Origin of the sequence: Streptomyces lydicus, assembly GCF_004125265.1 — a bacterium.
In the GTDB taxonomy this organism is placed as follows: Bacteria; Actinomycetota; Actinomycetes; order Streptomycetales; family Streptomycetaceae; genus Streptomyces; species Streptomyces lydicus_C.
This window is the reverse complement of sequence record NZ_RDTE01000003.1, coordinates 7,806,949-7,825,915: the sequence shown is the minus strand read 5'-3', so window position 1 is coordinate 7,825,915 and position 18,967 is coordinate 7,806,949. Positions and strand designations below refer to the sequence as shown.

Here is an 18,967-nt window from a genome sequence, read left to right as displayed (position 1 = left end):
GGAGAGCTCAGTCGGCCGTGGCGTCCGCCCTGATGATTCGACGGACCTGGACCACGTAGAGGATCCCTGCCCACCAGTAGAGCGCCGTACCCCATCCTGCGAACGCCCATCCGAAAACAGTGGCGAGTTCGTGAAGCCAGCCCCTCCGGTCGCTCAGCAGGAGCAACGGGAAGGCATACATCAAGTTGAACGTAGCCGCTTTGCCCAGGAAGTTCACCTGGGGAGGCCCGTAACGGTGGCGTCCGAGGATTCCGACCGCGATGAGCAGCATCAGCTCCCGCGCCAACAGGGCCGCGGTCAGCCAGAGCGGCAGGATCTCGCGCCATGTCAGACCGACGAGGGTCGACAGGATGTAGAGGCGGTCGGCGGCCGGGTCGAGGATCCGCCCGAGACTGCTGATCTGGTTCCAGCGCCGGGCGAGTTTGCCGTCCAGGTAGTCGCTGACGCCGCTCAGAGCGAGGATCAGGAGCGCCCAGAGGTCAGCGTTGGGACCACCGAATTCCGGCCACAGGATCAGCCACAGGAACACCGGCACGCCAACGAGGCGGGCCGTGCTCAGGATATTCGGGATGGTGAGGACGCGATCCGTCTGGACCCGCGTCTCCTGGACCTCCACGCGGGGGCCTCCTGTGGGGGAAATGTGCCAACGATGCCCCCTGACCTTACCTGCCCCGCCGGCCGGTCCGACCCCCGGGTCCCCAGATCACGACAACGCAGAAAAGCCCCGCACCATAAGGTGCGGGGCTTCCCCACAATGATTGTTCGGCGGCGTCCTACTCTCCCACAGGGTCCCCCCTGCAGTACCATCGGCGCTGAAAGGCTTAGCTTCCGGGTTCGGAATGTAACCGGGCGTTTCCCTAACGCAATGACCACCGAAACACTATGAAGTTAACCAACCCGGCATAATCACAGGTCGTTACTTCAGAACCTACACAGTGGACGCGAGCAACTGAGGACAAGCCCTCGGCCTATTAGTACCAGTCAACTCCACCCGTTACCGGGCTTCCATATCTGGCCTATCAACCCAGTCGTCTACTGGGAGCCTTAACCCCTCAAAGGAGGTGGGAGTACTCATCTCGAAGCAGGCTTCCCGCTTAGATGCTTTCAGCGGTTATCCTTTCCGAACGTAGCCAACCAGCCATGCCCTTGGCAGGACAACTGGCACACCAGAGGTTCGTCCGTCCCGGTCCTCTCGTACTAGGGACAGCCCTTCTCAATACTCCTACGCGCACAGCGGATAGGGACCGAACTGTCTCACGACGTTCTAAACCCAGCTCGCGTACCGCTTTAATGGGCGAACAGCCCAACCCTTGGGACCGACTCCAGCCCCAGGATGCGACGAGCCGACATCGAGGTGCCAAACCATCCCGTCGATATGGACTCTTGGGGAAGATCAGCCTGTTATCCCCGGGGTACCTTTTATCCGTTGAGCGACGGCGCTTCCACAAGCCACCGCCGGATCACTAGTCCCTACTTTCGTACCTGCTCGACCCGTCAGTCTCACAGTCAAGCTCCCTTGTGCACTTACACTCAACACCTGATTGCCAACCAGGCTGAGGGAACCTTTGGGCGCCTCCGTTACCCTTTAGGAGGCAACCGCCCCAGTTAAACTACCCACCAGACACTGTCCCTGATCCGGATCACGGACCCAGGTTAGACATCCAGCACGACCAGAGTGGTATTTCAACAATGACTCCACCATGACTGGCGTCATAGCTTCAAAGTCTCCCACCTATCCTACACAAGCCGAACCGAACACCAATATCAAGCTATAGTAAAGGTCCCGGGGTCTTTCCGTCCTGCTGCGCGAAACGAGCATCTTTACTCGTAATGCAATTTCACCGGGCCTATGGTTGAGACAGTCGAGAAGTCGTTACGCCATTCGTGCAGGTCGGAACTTACCCGACAAGGAATTTCGCTACCTTAGGATGGTTATAGTTACCACCGCCGTTTACTGGCGCTTAAGTTCTCAGCTTCGCCACACCGAAATGTGACTAACCGGTCCCCTTAACGTTCCAGCACCGGGCAGGCGTCAGTCCGTATACATCGCCTTACGGCTTCGCACGGACCTGTGTTTTTAGTAAACAGTCGCTTCTCGCTGGTCTCTGCGGCCACCACCAGCTCACCGAGTAAATCGGATCACCAGCAATGGCCCCCCTTCTCCCGAAGTTACGGGGGCATTTTGCCGAGTTCCTTAACCATAGTTCACCCGAACGCCTCGGTATTCTCTACCTGACCACCTGAGTCGGTTTAGGGTACGGGCCGCCATGAAACTCGCTAGAGGCTTTTCTCGACAGCATAGGATCATCCACTTCACCACAATCGGCTCGGCATCAGGTCTCAGGCTTCATGCTGTCCGGATTTACCTGGACAACGCCCTACACCCTTACCCCGGGACAACCACCGCCCGGGCTGGACTACCTTCCTGCGTCACCCCATCACTTACCTACTACCACCTTGGATCAGCGGCTCCACCACTCCCCTACGCTCCGAAGAGCTCAGGGCGGCTTCACGGCCTTAGCATTAATGGATTCAATATTTGGCGCTTCAAAGCGGGTACCGGAATATCAACCGGTTGTCCATCGACTACGCCTGTCGGCCTCGCCTTAGGTCCCGACTTACCCTGGGCAGATCAGCTTGACCCAGGAACCCTTAGTCAATCGGCGCACACGTTTCCCACGTGTGTATCGCTACTCATGCCTGCATTCTCACTCGTGAACCGTCCACAACTCGTTTCCACGGCTGCTTCACCCGGCACACGACGCTCCCCTACCCATCACAACGGACGTTGGTCCTCATGTTGCAATGACACGACTTCGGCGGTGTGCTTGAGCCCCGCTACATTGTCGGCGCGGAATCACTTGACCAGTGAGCTATTACGCACTCTTTCAAGGATGGCTGCTTCTAAGCCAACCTCCTGGTTGTCTCTGCGACTCCACATCCTTTCCCACTTAGCACACGCTTAGGGGCCTTAGTCGATGCTCTGGGCTGTTTCCCTCTCGACCATGGAGCTTATCCCCCACAGTCTCACTGCCGCGCTCTCACTTACCGGCATTCGGAGTTTGGTTAAGGTCAGTAACCCGGTAGGGCCCATCGCCTATCCAGTGCTCTACCTCCGGCAAGAAACACACGACGCTGCACCTAAATGCATTTCGGGGAGAACCAGCTATCACGGAGTTTGATTGGCCTTTCACCCCTAACCACAGGTCATCCCCCAGGTTTTCAACCCTGGTGGGTTCGGTCCTCCACGAAGTCTTACCTCCGCTTCAACCTGCCCATGGCTAGATCACTCCGCTTCGGGTCTTGGGCACGCTACTCAACGCCCTCTTCGGACTCGCTTTCGCTACGGCTTCCCCACACGGGTTAACCTCGCAACATACCGCAAACTCGCAGGCTCATTCTTCAAAAGGCACGCAGTCACGACTGCATGTGCAAGCACATACAGCGACGCTCCCACGGCTTGTAGGCACACGGTTTCAGGTACTATTTCACTCCGCTCCCGCGGTACTTTTCACCATTCCCTCACGGTACTATCCGCTATCGGTCACCAGGGAATATTTAGGCTTAACGGGTGGTCCCGCCAGATTCACACGGGATTTCTCGGGCCCCGTGCTACTTGGGTGGTTCTCAAACGAGCCGTCAATGTTTCAGCTACGGGGGTCTTACCCTCTACGCCGGACCTTTCGCATGTCCTTCGCCTACATCAACGGTTTCTGACTCGTCTCACAGCCGGCAGACTGTGAAAGAGAACTCCCACAACCCCAGCCACGCAACCCCTGCCGGGTATCACACGTAACTGGTTTGGCCTCATCCGGTTTCGCTCGCCACTACTCCCGGAATCACGGTTGTTTTCTCTTCCTGCGGGTACTGAGATGTTTCACTTCCCCGCGTTCCCTCCACACTGCCTATGTGTTCAGCAGCGGGTGACAGCCCATGACGACTGCCGGGTTTCCCCATTCGGACACCCCCGGATCAAAGCTCGGTTGACAGCTCCCCGGGGCCTATCGCGGCCTCCCACGTCCTTCATCGGTTCCTGGTGCCAAGGCATCCACCGTGCGCCCTTAAAAACTTGGCCACAGATGCTCGCGTCCACTGTGCAGTTCTCAAGCAACGACCAGCCACCCGTCACAACCCACCGAAGTGAGCCTTTACCGGGGCCGGCATCGCGAAGGTCCAGACTCACAGTCCGTACCCTCAGATACCCAACAACGTGCCCGGCACGACCATCCGAATCCTGTGTTCCACGCCGAAGCAGTACTAACAGTCATCATCAGACCGTGCCGAATAGTCAACGTTCCACCCATGAGCAACCAGCATCAGACATTCGCTGATGTACTGGCCTCTGACCAACCAGAGGTCGGTAAGAAGTGCTCCTTAGAAAGGAGGTGATCCAGCCGCACCTTCCGGTACGGCTACCTTGTTACGACTTCGTCCCAATCGCCAGTCCCACCTTCGACGATTCCCTCCCACAAGGGGTTGGGCCACCGGCTTCGGGTGTTACCGACTTTCGTGACGTGACGGGCGGTGTGTACAAGGCCCGGGAACGTATTCACCGCAGCAATGCTGATCTGCGATTACTAGCAACTCCGACTTCATGGGGTCGAGTTGCAGACCCCAATCCGAACTGAGACCGGCTTTTTGAGATTCGCTCCACCTCGCGGTATCGCAGCTCATTGTACCGGCCATTGTAGCACGTGTGCAGCCCAAGACATAAGGGGCATGATGACTTGACGTCGTCCCCACCTTCCTCCGAGTTGACCCCGGCAGTCTCCTGTGAGTCCCCATCACCCCGAAGGGCATGCTGGCAACACAGAACAAGGGTTGCGCTCGTTGCGGGACTTAACCCAACATCTCACGACACGAGCTGACGACAGCCATGCACCACCTGTACACCGACCACAAGGGGGACCCTGTCTCCAGGGTTTTCCGGTGTATGTCAAGCCTTGGTAAGGTTCTTCGCGTTGCGTCGAATTAAGCCACATGCTCCGCTGCTTGTGCGGGCCCCCGTCAATTCCTTTGAGTTTTAGCCTTGCGGCCGTACTCCCCAGGCGGGGAACTTAATGCGTTAGCTGCGGCACGGACGACGTGGAATGTCGCCCACACCTAGTTCCCAACGTTTACGGCGTGGACTACCAGGGTATCTAATCCTGTTCGCTCCCCACGCTTTCGCTCCTCAGCGTCAGTATCGGCCCAGAGATCCGCCTTCGCCACCGGTGTTCCTCCTGATATCTGCGCATTTCACCGCTACACCAGGAATTCCGATCTCCCCTACCGAACTCTAGCCTGCCCGTATCGAATGCAGACCCGGGGTTAAGCCCCGGGCTTTCACATCCGACGTGACAAGCCGCCTACGAGCTCTTTACGCCCAATAATTCCGGACAACGCTTGCGCCCTACGTATTACCGCGGCTGCTGGCACGTAGTTAGCCGGCGCTTCTTCTGCAGGTACCGTCACTCTCGCTTCTTCCCTGCTGAAAGAGGTTTACAACCCGAAGGCCGTCATCCCTCACGCGGCGTCGCTGCATCAGGCTTTCGCCCATTGTGCAATATTCCCCACTGCTGCCTCCCGTAGGAGTCTGGGCCGTGTCTCAGTCCCAGTGTGGCCGGTCGCCCTCTCAGGCCGGCTACCCGTCGTCGCCTTGGTAGGCCATCACCCCACCAACAAGCTGATAGGCCGCGGGCTCATCCTTCACCGCCGGAGCTTTCCACCACCAGACCATGCGGTCGGTAGTCGTATCCGGTATTAGACCCCGTTTCCAGGGCTTGTCCCAGAGTGAAGGGCAGATTGCCCACGTGTTACTCACCCGTTCGCCACTAATCCCCTCCCGAAGGAGGTTCATCGTTCGACTTGCATGTGTTAAGCACGCCGCCAGCGTTCGTCCTGAGCCAGGATCAAACTCTCCGTGAATGTTTACTCGGCCAGTAAATAAATTACAGCCGGTGAACACACACGAGAGCGGAACGAGCGGACGGAATAGGTCTGCTCGTTCACAGCGTCCTCGCTGTGTGTGCCACCCCGACCCGTGGGCCGTGGTGGGCTTTCAAAGGAACCTCATCCGCCGGATGTTTCCGGTGGACGGGGTATCAACATATCTGGCGTTGACTTTTGGCACGCTGTTGAGTTCTCAAGGAACGGACGCTTCCTTTGGATTCCCTCTCGGGTTTCCTCCGGGCGCTTCCCTTCGGTGTTTCACACTCTATCAGGCCCTTTTCGGCTTTCGAACCGCTGCTTTTCTGCAGACATGCAGAAGCCCGCAATTCTTGAGTCGCGATCAAGACGCTGGGAGTGCCGCCCACCTCAGCCGGACGCAGTTGATAGCGTCCTTGCTGTCCGGGGCAGGTCTCAGACAGTACAGCCCTGCTGTGGGCGAGGCAAATCGATTCGGCATGACGCGCGGTGGGCTACCGGCGTCTCTCATGCGGAACCGTCAGTTCTTATGACTTACGCTTCTGAACGGTGCGCCGTCCAGGACAGGTAGTGACGGCGGCCTGATGAATCTCCACCCCTGGGAGGCTTCCCATGACCACCGTGACGTCCCCTCTTGCCGGACGCGCCATCGGACTCGCGGCTGTGCCCGATCCGGTGTTCTCCGGAGCGATGGTGGGTCCCGGTACCGCCATCGATCCGGTACGTGAACCGTCTGCTGCGGTTTCGCCCGTGGACGGTGTTCTCGTATCACTGCACCCGCATGCGTTCGTCGTCGTCGACTCCGAGGGGCACGGTGTGCTGACCCATCTCGGTATCGACACCGTTCAGCTCAATGGCGAGGGCTTCGAGCTGCTCGTGAACAAGGGTGACACCGTCGCTCGTGGGCAGGAGATCGTGCGCTGGAACCCGGCCGCGGTCGAGGAGGCCGGTAAGTCGCCGGTGTGCCCGGTCGTCGCGCTGGAGGCCACTGCCGATTCGCTCGGTGAGGTCAGCGAGGCCGGCGACGTCAAGGCGGGCGACCAGCTCTTCTCCTGGCAGTAGCCGGGCGCCGTCCCGTACGGCAGGTACGACATCCATCGCGGCGGCCCGGACCGCCGCATCAACCGGAGACGGGTGCAATGGAGACAACGCTGCGAGGCGTCGGCGTCAGCCACGGCGTGGCGATCGGCGAGGTGCGGCACATGGGCACGGCGGTCCTGGAGCCGCCGGCCAAGCAGATTCCGGCGGACGAGGCGGAGCGCGAACAGGGGCGTGCCCGCCAGGCCGTGGAGGCTGTCGCCGCTGATCTGATAGCGCGGGGGAACCTGGCCGGGGGTGAGGCGCAGGCCGTGCTGGAGGCCCAGGCCCTGATGGCTCAGGATCCCGAGCTGATCGCTGATGTCGAGCGGCGGATCGCCGTCGGGTCCACCGCCGAGCGCGGGGTGTACGACGCGTTCGCCGCCTACCGGGCGCTGCTTGCAGGTGCCGGTGAGTACCTCGCGGGCCGGGTGGCCGACCTCGACGATGTGCGCAACCGGATCGTCGCCCGGCTGCTGGGTGTGCCGATGCCGGGTGTGCCGGACAGTGACGAGCCGTATGTGCTGATCGCGCGGGACCTGGCGCCGGCCGACACCGCGCTGCTGGACCCGACGCTGGTGCTCGGGTTCGTTACCGAGGAGGGCGGGCCGACCAGCCACAGCGCGATTCTTGCGCGGGCGCTGGGCGTGCCGGCCATCGTCGCGCTCCCGGGCGCGGGTGAGCTCGTCGAGGGCACGGTCATCGCCGTCGACGGCAGCACCGGTGAGGTCTTCGTCGAGCCGGGCGCCGAGAAGCGGGCGGCGCTGGAGCAGGCCGCGGCGGAGCGGAGGGCGGCGCTGGCGGCGTCGTCCGGTCCGGGTGCGACCTCCGACGGGCACAAGGTGCCGCTGCTGGCGAATGTCGGTGGTCCCGGTGATGTGGCCGCGGCGGTCGAGGCCGGGGCCGAGGGTGTCGGGCTGTTCCGTACGGAGTTCCTGTTCCTCGACGACAGCAAGAAGGCGCCGTCCGAGGAGAAGCAGGTCGCGGCGTACCGGGCGGTGCTGGAGGCGTTCCCGGAGGGCCGCGTGGTCGTGCGGGTTCTGGATGCCGGGGCCGATAAGCCGCTGGAGTTCCTGACGCCGGGTGATGAGCCGAATCCCGCGCTGGGTGTGCGGGGGCTGCGTACGCTGCTCGACCACCCGGATGTGCTGCGTACCCAGCTCACGGCGCTGGCCAGGGCGGCCGAGGGGCTGCCGGTCTATCTCGAGGTCATGGCCCCGATGGTGGCGGACCGGATCGACGCCAAGGCGTTCGCTGATGCCTGCCGGGAGGCCGGGCTGCGGGCGAAGTTCGGCGCGATGGTGGAGATTCCGTCGGCGGCTCTGCGGGCGCGGTCGATTCTGCAGGAGGTGGAGTTCCTTTCGCTGGGGACCAACGACCTGGCGCAGTACACCTTCGCCGCCGACCGTCAGGTGGGTGCGGTCTCGCGTCTGCAGGACCCCTGGCAGCCCGCACTGCTGGACCTGGTGGCGGCTTCGGCCGAGGCGGCGAAGGCCGAGGGCAAGAGCTGTGGTGTCTGTGGTGAGGCGGCCTCCGATCCGCTGTTGGCGTGTGTGCTGACGGGGCTCGGTGTCACCAGCCTGTCGATGGGGGCGGCGTCGATTCCTTACGTACGGACGACGTTGTCCAAGCACACGCTGGCGCAGTGTGAGCGGGCGGCGGCCGCGGCGCGTGCCGCGGACACCGCCGACGATGCGCGGGCCGCCGCGCAGGCGGTGCTTTCCGGGGAGTGATCCCGCGCGGCGCGGTGCGTCGCAGGAGTTCAGGAGTGTTGATGGCCGTCCCGCCCTTGTGGCGGGGCGGCCATGGTGTTTGCGGGGGCCGGGTGCGGGCCCGGTCAGTGGCTGTGCGGGTCGGGTGGGGGTGTGAGGGGGAGGCCGGGGGCGTAGTCGACGCCGTGCTCGGGTGGGATCGGTTCGCCGGTGTCGGCGTCGGTGCAGTAGGCGGTGAAGACCTCGGCGGCGCCGAGGGGGCGGGGCCAGGAGTCGCCGAGGGTCCAGCCGCGGACCGTGTCATGGGTGTCGTCGCCGGCGGCGGGAGCGGTGGTACGGGTGACGAGACCGCCGGGGCTGCGCAGGGCGAAGCCGGCGGCGAGGACCGTGCAGAAGACGAGGGTTTCGGATTCGGCGAGCCGGGGCCGGGCGCCGTCGCGGCTGGTGGCGTGCAGGACGGCCAGGAGGGACGGCTCGCCGGCCGCGACGGAGCAGACGAGGTGATGGGTGCCGTCGCCGAGGGAGGCCAGGAGGTCCTGGAGGGCCTGGGTGGCGCGGGCGAAGGCGGCGCGGGCTAGGTCTTCGCCGCACTCCTCGCAGCGGCCGGCGCGGGCCAGGACGCCCGAGGCGTGGTCCCAGGTCGCCTGGCGGTCGGCTTCTTCGACGAGGAGCGGCAGCAGCTCGGTCAGCGGTTCGCCCTGGTAGGTCAGTGTGGCGCCGGTGCGGGCGACTTCGGCGGTGTAGCGGCTGCGGCTGTCGGGGCGGTCCGGGTCAAGGGCGAGGTCCGCGCAGTATTTCTCGTAGGCGGACGGGTCGAAGAGGCTGAGGGTCGTGAGCACGCCCTGGGCGGCGAGGCTGCGCAGCAGGGTCTCCACCTGCCGGAGGTAGCTGCGGTGGTCGTCGAACGGGAAGGTGGGGTAGCGGCGCATGGCCGTGAAGTCCTGTTCGTCGGCCAGGACGGCGGCGCTGCTGGGGATTTCGCGGCGTAGTGCGCGGCGGGCGGTGGACGGGTCGGTGGGCCGGGATGCGGATGTCATGACTCCCCCTGAGTGAGCTGCGCCGGCTCGGTGTGAGCGGTGGCGGCCGGATATCACTTGTCACTGAGAGTAATCGGGGGGTCTGACAATGCGGCCGGGTGCCGGGCCGGTGGGCGTGGACGGCCTGGTGGTCCGGCGCGATGGTGCCAGGGCGTATCTCCCCGATCAGACGCCGCGAGCCCGGTCTGATCGGGGAGGCAGCGCCTACTGCGCGCTGTCGGCGGTGCGGTCGCGGGCCACCCGCTCGTAGAACCGGAGCAGTTCGAGGTTGTCGACGGAGCCGGGGTTGACGGCCTTGTCGAGCGGGGTGCCCTGGAGGAGGCGCTTGACGGGGACCTCGATGCGCTTGCCGGTGAGGGTGTGCGGGACGCCGGGGGCTTCGATGATGTCGTCCGGGACGTGCCGCGGGGAGAGCTCGGTGCGGATGGTGCGCTTGATGCGGTCGCGCAGGGTGTCGTCGAGGGTGGCGCCGGGGGCGAGGTGGACGAAGAGCGGCATCCAGTAGCCGCCGTCGGGGAGTTCCAGGCCGATGACGAGGGATTCGCGGATCTCGGGGAGCCGTTCGACGGCTTCGTAGATGTCGGCGGAGCCCATCCGGACGCCCTGGCGGTTGAGGGTGGAGTCGGAGCGGCCGTGGATGACGACGCTGCCGCGGGAGGTGACGGTGATCCAGTCGCCGTGCCGCCAGACGCCGGGGTACATGTCGAAGTAGCTGTCGTGGTAGCGGGTGCCGTCGGGGTCGTTCCAGAAACGGGTGGGCATGGACGGCATGGGCTTGGTGACGACGAGTTCGCCGACCTCGTCGACGACCGGTTCGCCCTGGGGGTCCCAGGCCTGGAGGTCGGTGCCGAGGCAGGCGGCCTGGAGTTCGCCGATGTGGACCGGGAGGGTGGGGACGGCACCGGCGAAGCAGCTGCAGACGTCGGTGCCGCCGCTGACGGAGGCGGTCCAGAGGTCGGCGCCGCTCTCCGCGAACGAGTCGTGCAGCCAGCGGAAGCCGTCGGGCGGGAGCGGGGAGCCGGTGGTGGCGACGCAGGTGACGGCGGAGAGGTCGAGGTCGCGGGCCGGGTGGATGCCGGCCTTGCGGCAGGCCATGACGTAGGCGGCGGAGGTGCCGAAGACGGTGGCGCGGGTGGTTTCGGCGACCCGCCACTGGGCGGAGATGTCGGGGTGTCCCGGGCTGCCGTCGTAGAGCACGATCGTGGCGCCCACCAGGAGGCCGGCGACGAGGAAGTTCCACATCATCCAGCCGGTGGAGGTGTACCAGAAGAACCGGTCGTCGGGGCCGAGGTCGCAGTGCAGGCCGGTCTGCTTGAGGTGTTCGAGGAGGATGCCGCCCTGGGACTGCACGATGGCCTTGGGCAAGCCGGTGGTGCCGGAGGAGTACAGGACCCACAGCGGGTGGTCGAAGGGGACCTGCTCGAAGACCGGTTCGGTGCCGTTCGAGGTCAGGTCCGACCAGTTCAGGGCGCCTTCGGGGGCGGGGGTGCCGAGCAGTGGGATGTGGACGACGGCGCGCAGGGTGGGGAGTTCGGCGCGGAGTTCGGCGACGGTGTCGCGGCGGTCGTGCTCCTTGCCGCCGTAGCGGTAGCCGTCGACGGTGAACAGGACGACGGGTTCGATCTGCTGGAAGCGGTCGAGCACGCTGCGGGCGCCGAAGTCGGGGGCGCAGGAGGTCCAGACGGCGCCGACCGCGGCGGTGGCGAGGAGGGCGACGACGGCCTGCGGGATGTTGGGGACGTAGGCGCTGACCCGGTCGCCTGGGCGGACGCCGAGGCGGCGCAGTTCCGCGGCCAGCGAGGCGACCTGTGCACGCAGCTCCGCCCAGGTGACCGGGGTGGGCTCCTGGGTCTCGTCGACGTACAGCAGCGCGGGGTCGCCGGCGCGGGCCGGGTCCTCGGCGGCGCGCAGGGCCTGCTCGGCGTAGTTGAGGGTGGCGCCGGGGAACCAGCGGGCGCCGGGCATCGCGCGGTCGGCGAGGACGGTCTCGTACGGGGTGGCGAAGCGGACGTCGAACCACTCGGCGGTGGCCTGCCAGAAGGCGGGGAGGTCGTCGACGGACCAGCGGTGCAGGGCGGCGTAGCTCACGGCGGGGTCGCCGGGGGTGGGTGCGGGCGCGCCGTGGTGCGCGGCCGCCCAGGTGTGGAAGCGGGTGACCTGTGCGCCGGCGATCCGGTCCGGGCCTGGTTGCCAGAGGGGTTCCGGCTGCGGGACGGACTGCGGTGCGGTGGTCATGATGCGGCTCCCGGGCGGTTACGCGTCGTGGGCGTCGGGCGCGCACGGCGGTGAGGTTCCCCCGGCCCAGTGGGTGGGCGTGTGCGCGTGACACGGCTTGCCTGGACGATGCCATGTGATCGACTTGTGCACCAGGGTCGGCTGCCCACATTCGGGGGGTGGCGGGTGTGGTGCCGGCACGGGCCGCGGGCCGGTTCCGGGGGTCGCGGTGGGACATACGGCGGGATTCGGCCATCGGGTGACGATCCGCGGGCCCGGAGGTGGCCGAGCCTGCTCCAGCGCAGGTGAACGGCAGTTGAACGGTGCCCGCGCACCCCGCCGTCAATGGCAGGCTGACCGGCATGGACGGGCGGGATCTGGTGCGGTCGGTACGGATGATCAAGGCGGTCGGGCCGGCGCAGGGGCTACGGTCCGTGCGTACGGCGTGGCGGGCGCGGCGGGCGGATGCGCTGGCGCTGCCGCGGGGCACCGCCGAGCGGGCGCGGGTGCCGGGGGCGGCTCGTGGCGCGGAGCCCCAGCCGGGCGGCGGGCTGATCCACTTCGAGCGGTCGTCGCTGCGGGTGCGGGTGGCCTCGGGCGGTGCGGTGTTCTGCGGCTGGGAGGGCGCCGAGCCGGAGCCCTCGTACGCGCTGGCCGGGGCGTGTCCCGAGGTGGACGCGCGGGCGGTGCTGGAACCCGACACCGAGGGCGGCTGGCGGGTGGTCTCCGAGCGGGTGCTGGTGGTGGTGTCCCGGCACGGTGCGGTCGAGGTGCGGACGCCCGGCGGGGCCGTGCTGCGGCGGGAGTTGCCGCCGCGCTGGTGGGACCGTACGGCCGCGGAGGGGGCGGACGGGCGGCCCGAAGGGAGTGGCGCCTCGCGCTGGGTCCAGCGGGCACAGGTCGCCGCCGATGCCCGGTTCTTCGGGCTCGGCGGCCGGGCACACGGGCCGCGGCTGCGGGACGGTGCCTACCGGCTGTGGAACACGGATCCCGGCGGCGCCTTCGCACCAGGGGACGATCCGCTGTCGCTGACGATGCCGGTGCAGCTGGTGGTGGCGGACGCCGGGACACATCTGGTCTTCCACGACAACTCCTGGGACGGCCGGGTGACGCTGCGCGAGGGCGCGGAGGGTGCGGGCTCGGGGCATGACCGGCCGGGCACCTGTGAAGTACGGATGGACGGCGGACCGCTGCGCTACTGGGTGCTGGCGGGTACCCCGGCCCGGGTGCTGCAGGGCTGGACGGCGCTGACCGGGTCGCCCGCGCTGCCGCCGCAGTGGGCGCTGGGATACCAGCACGCCCGCTGGGGCTTCGACGGCCAGGCCGAGGTGCGCCGGGTGGTGGCGGGCTACCGCGAGCGCGGGCTTCCGCTGTCCGCCGTCCATTTGGACATCGACCACTACGACCGGCACCGGGTCTTCACCGTCGACCGCCGGCGCTATCCGGATCTGCCCGGTCTGGCGCGGGAGTTGCGGGCGGACGGGGTGCGGCTGGTGTCGATCGTGGATCCGGCGGTGAAGGCGGAGCCGGGGGATGCGGTGTACGAGGGCGGGGTGGCGGCGGATGCCTTCGTACGGGACGCGCGCGGGCGGGAGGTGCGCGGGGTGGTGTGGCCGGGCGAGTCGGTGTACCCGGATTTCACCGATGCGCGGGCGCGCAAGTGGTGGGGGGCGCTGTACGCGGAGCGGCTGGCGCAGGGCTTCGCCGGTGTGTGGCACGACATGAACGAGCCGGTCTCCTTCGCCGCGTTCGGGGAGCGGACGCTGCCGCGCTCGGCACGGCACGCCCTGGAGGGCAGGGGCGGCGATCACCGGGAGGCGCACAACGTCTACGGCCTGGCCATGGCCCGGGCCGGCTTCGAGGGGCTGTGCGAACTGCGGCCCGCCGAGCGGCCGTTCCTCTTCTCCCGTTCGGGCTGGGCGGGGCTGCAGCGCTACGGCGGCAGCTGGTCGGGCGATGTGGCGACGGGCTGGGCGGGGCTGCGGGCTTCGCTGTCGCTGGTGCTGGGGCTGGGGCTGTGCGGGGTCCCGTACAGCGGTCCCGATATCGGCGGGTTCTCCGGGGTGCCGTCCCCCGAGCTGTATCTGCGGTGGTTCCAACTGGGCTCCTTCCTGCCGCTGTTCCGTACCCATTCGGCGCTCGGGGCGGGGCGGCGGGAGCCGTGGGAGTACGGGGACGAGGTGCTGGAGCATGCCCGCACGGCACTGCGCGAGCGGCGGCGGCTGCTGCCGTACTTCGGGACGCTGGGCCAGTTGGCGCGGCTGACCGGCGCGCCGTACGTCCGGCCGGTGTGGTGGAGCGCACCCCGGGACCGGGCCCTGCGGGACTGCGAGGACGCCTTTCTGCTGGGGGATGCGCTGCTGGTGGCGCCGGCGCTGGCGGCGGGCGTCACCCGGCGGCCGGTGCGGCTGCCGCGCGGACGGTGGTACGACACCGCGACCGGGCGGGCGTACGACGGTCCCGGGCAGGTGTGGGTGGAGGCGCCGCTGTCGCGGATACCGGTGCTGGCACGGGCCGGTGCGGTGCTGCCGGTGACCGGGGCGGACGGCGGGACGGAGCTGGAGGTGTGGGCGCCGGCGGCCGGGCGCGGGGGCGGCGGGCTGGTGGTGCCGGACGCCGGGGACGGCTGGCAGCGGCCGACGGTGGAACGGTTCACCTCGCGGTGGGAGGGCGACCGGGTGATCGTGGAGCGGCGGGACGGGGGCGCGGTGGGGTATCCGGTGCGGGTGCGGGGGGTGGCGGACGGGGTGGGGGCGTAGCGGGTCCGGGGAGGAAGCGGAGCGAGCTGCGTGGCGGAGTGGTGACGCAGTTGAGCGGCTGCGCGGTTGAGCAGTTGTGCGGTTGAGCAGTTGTGCGGTTGAGCAGTTGTGCGGCGGGGCTTCCCTCCCACCTGCCGGGCCTGGTAGACGGAGGCCATGCCGAGACTTGCTGCCGCGCTGCGCGGCCTTGCTGCCGCTGCCGCCGCGCTGATCACTGTGGCCGCTGTCCCTCCGGGTGCGGCGGCGGTCCCCGTCCCGCACCGACCGGCGCCGTCGTCACAGTCGTCGCAGTCATCACAGTCGTCACAGTCGTCACAGTCGGCCAACGAGCCCAAGGCGCCGTCGGAGTTCGTCGCGCTGCGGGACGTGGATCCGACCGTCATCCAGGAGATGCGCTACGTCACCCCGCACGACTTCATGGGAGTGCCGGTGACCGGCTACCGGGCGCCGATGTGCCTGCTGACCAGGGACGCGGCACGGGCGTTGCACCGGGCGCAGCGCTCGTTCCTGCGCCGTGGGTACTCCCTCAAGGTCTATGACTGCTACCGGCCGCAGCGCGCGGTGGACCACTTCGTGGCCTGGGCCAAGGACCTCGGCGACCAGCGGATGAAGGCCGAGTTCTATCCGCGGGTCGACAAGTCGACGCTGTTCAGGGACGGCTATATCGCGGAGAAGTCCGGGCACAGCAGGGGCAGCACCCTCGATCTGACGCTGGTACGGCTGCCTGCCCTGCCCACCCGGCCGTATGTGCCAGGGGAGCCGCTGTCCTCGTGCTACGGCCCGAAGGCGGCCCGTTTCCCGGACAACTCGCTCGACATGGGCACCGGCTTCGACTGCTTCGACACGCTGGCGCACACCCTCGACCCGCGGATCAAGGGCGAACAGCGGGCAAACCGGCTGCTGTTGAAGGAGGGAATGGAGCGCGCCGGATTCGTCAACTACGACAAGGAGTGGTGGCACTACACCTTCACCCCGGAGACGTTTCCGGACACCTACTTCGACTTCCCGGTCGCCCGGCGGTCGCTCGTACGGCACTGAGCGGGCGCGCATGCCGCCGACGGTCCGGGGCACCGAATCACCCCCGTCGATCCCGTGCCCCGGACCCTGCTGTGAGGGACGCGGCCGGTCCGCGGCCGGTTCGACGGAAGCCCGCCCAGTCACCCTTTCGGGGAACCTGTGCCGTCGTGCGGGCGCCGGCGGGGAACCGGACGCAGGGCCGTGTGCTCAGAACCGGCCGCCGGGCCGTACGTTCACAACCGGCCACCCGCGGTGTCCGAGGAGAGTCGCTGGGCGGCGTACACCGGGATGACCGACAGGGCGATCAGCAGCGCGGCGAGCACATCGACGACCGGCGCCTGGTGGGGGCGGGCCAGGTTCTCGTAGATCCAGATCGGCAGCGTTCTGGTGCCCGCGCCCGCCGTGAAGGTGGTCACCACGACCTCGTCGAAGGAGAGCGCGAAGGCCAGCAGCGCGCCGGCGAACAGCGCCGGGCGCAGCGCCGGGAAGGTGACGTACCGCAGGGTCTGCCAGGGGCGGGCGCCCAGGTCGGCGGAGGCCTCGGCCAGGGACGGGGCGATCCGGCGGAGCCGGGCGGCGACGTTGTTGAAGACGATGACGACGCAGAAGGTGGCATGGCCGACGACGACCGTGAAGAGGCCGAAGCCGATGCCCAGCGGCGCGAGGACGGTGCGGAAGGCGGCGTTGAGCGCGATGCCGGTGACGATGCCGGGCAGGGCGATCGGCAGCACGATCAGGAACGAGACGGTCTGCCGTCCGAAGAAGCGGTGGCGGTGCACGGCGAAGGCCGCGAGCGAGCCGAGGAGCAGGGCGACGGTGGTGGCGCCCAGGCCCGCCCGCAGCGAGGTCCACAGGGCGTCGCGGGCGCCCGTGCTGTGCAGGGCGCGGCTCCACCACTCGCCGGTGAGCGCGCGGGGCGGCCAGGCGAACGAGGGGTCGGCGTTGAGGGAGTTGAGCAGGACCAGGAGCAGGGGGAGGTAGATCAGGGCGAGACCGGCGGCCGTGAGGCAGCCGAGGACGATCCGGGCGGTGCGGGTGAGGTGCATCCGGCTGCCTCCTCCGGTTCCGGTCAGAGCGAGTCGAGTCCGCCGGCCCGGCGGACGGCGGCGAGGTAGCAGACAACGAGGGCGACCGGGACCGCGGAGAGCGCCGCCGCGAGCGGCAGATCGAGGGTGACCTGAGAGGCGATGACATTGCCCAGCAGCTGGGTGCGGCCGCCGACGATCTGCACGGTGAGGTAGTCGCCGAGGGAGAGCGAGAAGGTGAAGACGGAGCCCGCCAGGAGCGCGGGGCGGACGGCGGGGGCCACGACGGAGCGCAGGGTCCGTACGGTGCCCGCACCGAGGTCGGCGGAGGCCTCCAGCTGGTGGACGGGCAGCCGTTCCAGGGCGGCGTGAATCGGCAGGATCATGTACGGCAGCCAGAGGTAGGCGAGCACGATCACGACGGCGGCCGTACCGTATCCAGGGCCGTGCAGGCCGAGCGGGGCGAGTGCCGCGTTGACGATGCCGTGCTCGCCGAGCATCACCCGCCAGGCGTACGCCTTGACCAGATAGCCGGCCCACAGCGGGGTCAGCACGGCCACCAGCAGGGCGCGGCGCAGCCGGCCGGCCGCCACCCGGGCCATGAAGAAGGCCATCGGCAGCGCGAGCAGGGCGTCGAGGAGCGTGACGGCGACGGCGATACCGAGGGTGCGCAGGGCGACGGTGCGGTAGACGGGGGTGGTGAGGATGTCGCGGAAGTTGTCGGTGGTCCAGGTGTGAACGACATCCGAGGTGAAGGGGTCGGTGGTCCAGAAGGCGGAGAGCAGGAGGACGGCAAGGGAGCCGAGGTAGGCGAGGACCAGCCACAGGAGGGGCGGGGCGAGGAGCGCGGCGAGCCGGCCGCGGGCTCGGGGCTCATGGCGCGTGGCGGACACCCGGGCGCCCGCGCTCAGCCCTTGATCTCCGTCCAGGCGCGGGTCCACTCCGCGTAGTCGGTGCACGTGACGTTCCTGCGGCCGTCGAGGCACTGCGGGACGGGGGTGGTCCAGAAGTGGACGCGGCGGTAGTAGGCCTCGTCATCGGCGTGGTAGACGGCGCAGTGGCGGGGGTCGGCGGTCTCCTTGCAGGCCTTGGCGTTGGCGGGCGCCTCGCCGAAATACTCGGCGACCTGGGCGTTCACCTTCGGGGAGACGATCCAGTTGAGCCACTTGTAGGCGCAGTTGGGGTGGGCCGCCCTGGCGGAGACCATCCAGGTGTCGGACCAGCCGGTGGCTCCCTCCTTGGGGAGGACGGCCTTGACGGGGGCCTTTTCCGCGGCGGCGGTGTTGGCGATGACCTGCCATGTGGTGCCGAGGACGCTGTCGCCGCCCTTGAAGGCGGTGACTTCCTTCTGGTAGTCGCTCCAGTATTCGCCGATCTGCTGCCGCTGCTTCTTCAACAGGGCCACTGCGGCGTCGAGTTGGGTGCGGTCGAGGGCGTACGGATCCTTGATGCCGAGTGCGGGACGGGTCTTCATCAGGTAGAGGGCCGCGTCGGCGATGTAGATGGGCGAGTCGTAGGCGGTGACCTTGCCCGCGTACTTCGCCGCGCCGTCGAAGACGGCCTTCCAGGAGTCGGGGGCCGGGGAGACCTTGTCGGTGCGGTACATCAGCAGATTGGCGCCGCGGCCGTGCGGGATGCCGTACATCTTCCCGTCCTTGGAGTTGAACGGGCGCATCTTCAGGCCGCTGAAGATATCGCGGTAGTTCGGCACCAGGCGGGTGTTGACGGGCGCCACGTCCCCGGCGGCGATCAGCCGCAAAGTGGCGTCGCCGGAGGCGGACACGGTGTCGTACTGGCCGGTCTTCATCAGCGAGACCATCTCGTCGGAGGTCCCGGCGGTCTTGGTGTTGACCTTGCAGCCGGTCTGCCTCTCGAAGGGGTGCACCCAGTCGGCCTTGGGGTCGTTGGAGCCGTCCTCGGCGTATCCGGCCCAGGCGATGATGTCGACCCGGCCCTCGCCCTTGCCGATGCTCTGCTGTTCGGCGGCTCTCCCGCCGTGCGTTCCGCCGTCGCCGGAGCCGCAGGCGACAGCCAGCGCCAGGACCCCGGCCGCCACTGCGGCCTTCCACGGATTCGCGTTGCGCATGGTGAACTCCCGCTGTCGCACACGGCTGTCGAGCCCCGCCAGTATCCGGAAGCTGACCGTCTGCCACCAGAGCGCGTGGGGAACCGGGATGCGCCCCGGTGCGTTGTATGACGAACCCTCAGAGGCCACCGGT

Annotated in this window: 10 protein-coding genes and 3 rRNA genes; 4 read left to right on the top strand and 9 right to left on the bottom strand. The window is 67.5% G+C overall.

Annotation, left to right across the window (positions count from 1 at the left end; genetic code table 11):
• Positions 1 to 7: 7 nt before the first annotated feature.
• From D9V36_RS37020 to D9V36_RS37005, 4 genes are all read right to left on the bottom strand, one after another.
• Positions 8 to 616, bottom strand: a complete 609-nt coding sequence (locus D9V36_RS37020) for a CDP-alcohol phosphatidyltransferase family protein (RefSeq protein ID WP_129297618.1) — start codon at positions 614 to 616, stop codon at positions 8 to 10.
• A 144-nt stretch (positions 617 to 760) separates the two neighbouring features.
• Positions 761 to 877: ribosomal RNA gene (rrf, locus tag D9V36_RS37015) — 5S ribosomal RNA — on the bottom strand.
• A gap of 74 nt (positions 878 to 951) precedes the next feature.
• A 23S ribosomal RNA gene (locus tag D9V36_RS37010) occupies positions 952 to 4,075 on the bottom strand.
• A gap of 303 nt (positions 4,076 to 4,378) precedes the next feature.
• A 16S ribosomal RNA gene (locus tag D9V36_RS37005) occupies positions 4,379 to 5,907 on the bottom strand.
• The 16S, 23S and 5S rRNA genes sit together here, the layout of an rRNA operon.
• A gap of 612 nt (positions 5,908 to 6,519) precedes the next feature.
• On the opposite strand from D9V36_RS37005, the gene D9V36_RS36995 reads away from it, so the two are divergent.
• Positions 6,520 to 6,969, top strand: a complete 450-nt coding sequence (locus D9V36_RS36995) for a PTS sugar transporter subunit IIA (RefSeq protein ID WP_129297616.1) — start codon at positions 6,520 to 6,522, stop codon at positions 6,967 to 6,969.
• 77 nt (positions 6,970 to 7,046) lie between these two features.
• A complete protein-coding gene (ptsP, locus tag D9V36_RS36990) occupies positions 7,047 to 8,717 on the top strand; it encodes a phosphoenolpyruvate--protein phosphotransferase (RefSeq protein WP_129297615.1) in 1,671 nt (556 codons plus the stop codon).
• 104 nt (positions 8,718 to 8,821) lie between these two features.
• Here ptsP and D9V36_RS36985 read toward each other — a convergent pair whose 3' ends face one another.
• A complete protein-coding gene (locus D9V36_RS36985) occupies positions 8,822 to 9,733 on the bottom strand; it encodes a hypothetical protein (RefSeq protein WP_129297614.1) in 912 nt (303 codons plus the stop codon).
• A 204-nt stretch (positions 9,734 to 9,937) separates the two neighbouring features.
• On the bottom strand, positions 9,938 to 11,968 hold the full coding sequence (locus D9V36_RS36980; protein WP_129297613.1) for an acetoacetate--CoA ligase: 2,031 nt from the start codon (positions 11,966 to 11,968) through the stop codon (positions 9,938 to 9,940).
• A gap of 341 nt (positions 11,969 to 12,309) precedes the next feature.
• Between D9V36_RS36980 and D9V36_RS36975 the strand changes: the two genes are divergently transcribed.
• Positions 12,310 to 14,706: a glycoside hydrolase family 31 protein gene (locus tag D9V36_RS36975; RefSeq protein WP_129298943.1), complete on the top strand. Its 2,397-nt coding sequence runs from the start codon at positions 12,310 to 12,312 to the stop codon at positions 14,704 to 14,706.
• A gap of 156 nt (positions 14,707 to 14,862) precedes the next feature.
• Positions 14,863 to 15,744 carry a M15 family metallopeptidase gene (locus D9V36_RS36970; RefSeq protein ID WP_129297612.1) on the top strand — a complete coding sequence of 294 codons (882 nt, stop codon included), beginning with the start codon at positions 14,863 to 14,865 and terminating at the stop codon, positions 15,742 to 15,744.
• Between the two features lie 212 nt (positions 15,745 to 15,956).
• Here D9V36_RS36970 and D9V36_RS36965 read toward each other — a convergent pair whose 3' ends face one another.
• Genes D9V36_RS36965 through D9V36_RS36955 form a run of 3 tightly spaced genes read right to left on the bottom strand, consistent with a single transcriptional unit; the run spans position 15,957 to position 18,834 of the window.
• Positions 15,957 to 16,769: an ABC transporter permease gene (locus D9V36_RS36965; protein ID WP_129297611.1), complete on the bottom strand. Its 813-nt coding sequence runs from the start codon at positions 16,767 to 16,769 to the stop codon at positions 15,957 to 15,959.
• Positions 16,770 to 16,792: 23 nt separating this feature from the next.
• On the bottom strand, positions 16,793 to 17,641 hold the full coding sequence (locus tag D9V36_RS36960) for an ABC transporter permease (protein WP_129298942.1): 849 nt from the start codon (positions 17,639 to 17,641) through the stop codon (positions 16,793 to 16,795).
• A gap of 14 nt (positions 17,642 to 17,655) precedes the next feature.
• A complete protein-coding gene (locus tag D9V36_RS36955) occupies positions 17,656 to 18,834 on the bottom strand; it encodes an ABC transporter substrate-binding protein (protein WP_129297610.1) in 1,179 nt (392 codons plus the stop codon).
• Between the last annotated feature and the right edge of the window lie 133 nt (positions 18,835 to 18,967).

What these genes read in the sequence shown, in the direction of transcription:
- D9V36_RS36975 (WP_129298943.1), top strand. Translation starts at nt 12,310, where the DNA reads ATGGACGGGCGGGATCTGGTGCGGTCGGTACGGATGATCAAGGCGGTC.
- D9V36_RS36980 (WP_129297613.1), bottom strand. Translation starts at nt 11,968, where the DNA reads ATGACCACCGCACCGCAGTCCGTCCCGCAGCCGGAACCCCTCTGGCAA.
- D9V36_RS36970 (WP_129297612.1), top strand. Translation starts at nt 14,863, where the DNA reads ATGCCGAGACTTGCTGCCGCGCTGCGCGGCCTTGCTGCCGCTGCCGCC.
- D9V36_RS36965 (WP_129297611.1), bottom strand. Translation starts at nt 16,769, where the DNA reads ATGCACCTCACCCGCACCGCCCGGATCGTCCTCGGCTGCCTCACGGCC.
- D9V36_RS36995 (WP_129297616.1), top strand. Translation starts at nt 6,520, where the DNA reads ATGACCACCGTGACGTCCCCTCTTGCCGGACGCGCCATCGGACTCGCG.
- D9V36_RS36985 (WP_129297614.1), bottom strand. Translation starts at nt 9,733, where the DNA reads ATGACATCCGCATCCCGGCCCACCGACCCGTCCACCGCCCGCCGCGCA.
- ptsP (WP_129297615.1), top strand. Translation starts at nt 7,047, where the DNA reads ATGGAGACAACGCTGCGAGGCGTCGGCGTCAGCCACGGCGTGGCGATC.
- D9V36_RS36955 (WP_129297610.1), bottom strand. Translation starts at nt 18,834, where the DNA reads ATGCGCAACGCGAATCCGTGGAAGGCCGCAGTGGCGGCCGGGGTCCTG.